Raw genomic sequence first — 1,713 nt, 5'->3', positions numbered from 1 at the left:
CCAGCCGGCGGCGGCCATGGCTCGCAGCAGGTAGCCGTCCCGCGCGAGCGCCGCGGGGATGCTGCCCTGCGCGAGCGTGCGCAGCGCCCCGATCAGCAGACGGTACTGCTCCGGTGCGGGGCCCCCCTCGCTCAGTCGCTCGGCGGTCTCGACCATCACGCTGCCGGCGCGGTAGCGGTCGTAGTCGCCGCTGATGTGCGGGCCGTAGGCGCCGAGGGTTGAGGCCTGCGTGATGGTGTCGAGCGTGCGGCCTTCGTAGAGCTGCAGATCCGCGACCATGAACGGCTCGAGCCTGGCCCCGAACTTCGAGGAGGTCCGGCGCACGCCCTTCGCTGCGGCGCGCAGCAGGCCGCGCCCCTGCGTGAGCAGCGTGACGATGCGGTCGGCTTCGCCCAGTTTCTGGGTGCGGAGGACGACGCCTTGCTCGCGGTAGAGGGGCACCCCTCCATTCTCCCGCATCTGAGCGGTCGGGTCCGCTCGGCGGGCCGGTGGACGTCGTGTCCGCGCGCTGCACGAGCATCCACTGACGAACTGCCGAGGGGAGTATCCGGGTGCAGGGCGCGCGCGGCGGGATCTGAGAGAATGGCAGCGATATGTCTGCCACACTCACCGCGCCCGGCCCGCGTACCGACGAGCACCGCCTGCGCATCGGTCCGATCGAGCTCGACGTCCCCGTGGTGCTCGCGCCGATGGCCGGGATCACCAACACGGCGTTCCGCCGCCTGTGCCGCGAGTACGGAGCCGGTCTCTACGTCAGCGAGATGATCACCAGCCGCGCCCTCGTCGAGCGGACACCGGCGTCGCTGCGGCTCATCAAGCATCACGAGAGCGAGACGCCGCGCTCGATCCAGCTCTACGGCGTCGATCCGCGCACCGTCTCCGAGGCGGTGCGGTTCCTCGTCGACGAGGACCTCGCCGACCACATCGACCTCAACTTCGGGTGTCCGGTCCCCAAGGTCACTCGCAAGGGCGGGGGATCGGCGCTGCCGTGGAAGAGCGACCTCTTCCGCGCGATCGTCGAGGGCGCGGTGAACGCGGCCGGGGCGATCCCGCTCACGGTGAAGATGCGCAAGGGCATCGACGCGGATCACCTCACCTACCTGGACGCGGCGAAGGCGGCGGAGCAGGCCGGTGTCGCCGCGATCGCGCTGCACGGCCGCACCGCCGGCGAGTTCTACAGCGGCCAGGCGGACTGGTCGTCGATCGCCGCGCTCAAGGAGGCCGTGACGAGCGTGCCGATCCTCGGCAACGGCGACATCTGGTCGGCGACCGAGGCGATCCGCATGGTGCGCGAGACCGGCTGCGACGGAGTCGTGGTCGGCCGCGGGTGCCTCGGACGGCCCTGGCTCTTCGGCGACCTCGTCGCGGCATTCCGCGCCGAGGCCGGCGAGCTCAGCAGGGACGAGGCGGAGGCCGCGACGGCGAAGCCCCCGCTCGGTTTCGTCATGGACGCGATGCGGCGGCACACCGTGCTCCTCGTCGACTTCTTCGACGACGACGAGGATCGGGCGTGCCGCGACATCCGCAAGCACGTCGCCTGGTACTTCAAGGGCTACGGCGTCGGCGGCGACACGCGCCGCGCGCTGGCGGCCGTCGAATCGCTCGCGCAGATGGACGAGATCTTCGCGACGATGGACGCCTCCATGCCCTACCCCGGCGAGGGCGCCGAGGGCCAGCGCGGCCGCGCCGGCAGCCCGAAGCGCGTGGCGCTGC

2 protein-coding genes are annotated in these 1,713 nt (G+C 71.7%); one reads left to right on the top strand and one right to left on the bottom strand.

Annotated features, from left to right (window positions below):
* Positions 1 to 441, bottom strand: a 441-nt coding sequence (gene recO / locus ACFPZL_RS12925; protein WP_382335772.1) for a DNA repair protein RecO, incomplete at its 3' end; no start/stop codon positions are given.
* A 152-nt stretch (positions 442 to 593) separates the two neighbouring features.
* Here recO and dusB point away from each other — a divergent pair.
* Positions 594 to 1,713, top strand: a 1,120-nt coding sequence (gene dusB / locus ACFPZL_RS12920) for a tRNA dihydrouridine synthase DusB (protein ID WP_382335770.1), incomplete at its 3' end; no start/stop codon positions are given.

The sequence above is a fragment of the Leucobacter soli genome (assembly GCF_042659205.1).
Lineage (GTDB): Bacteria > Actinomycetota > Actinomycetes > Actinomycetales > Microbacteriaceae > Leucobacter > Leucobacter soli.
The sequence above is the reverse complement of the archived record's forward strand: the minus strand, read 5'-3'. Positions and strand labels throughout refer to the sequence as shown.